The 218-nt window shown below is 55.5% G+C and carries 1 protein-coding gene; it reads left to right on the forward strand.

The window, feature by feature from the left end; all coding sequences use genetic code 11:
* On the forward strand, positions 1–135 hold a 135-nt coding region (gene yacG, locus FDX22_RS20765), incomplete at its 5' end, for a DNA gyrase inhibitor YacG (protein ID WP_146717711.1).
* Positions 136–218: the final 83 nt, after the last annotated feature.

Genomic DNA, 218 nt, shown 5'->3' on the forward strand with positions numbered 1-218 from the left:
GTCAGTCCGTTTCGTCCATTCTGCAGCAAACGTTGTCAGTTAATCGACCTGGGTGAATGGGCCGCGGAAGAGAAGCGTATCCCAAGCTCCGGCGATCTGTCAGAAAGCGATGACTGGAGCGAAGAGCAGAAGTAATTCAGCGACAACGGCAGGCCGGATAAGCGTTGCGTCCCCGCAATAATTTGCCGGATGCGGCGTTGCCTTATCCGGCCTACAAC

The organism is Citrobacter sp. TBCS-14, from assembly GCF_005280805.1.
Classification (GTDB): Bacteria; Pseudomonadota; Gammaproteobacteria; order Enterobacterales; family Enterobacteriaceae; genus Citrobacter; species Citrobacter gillenii.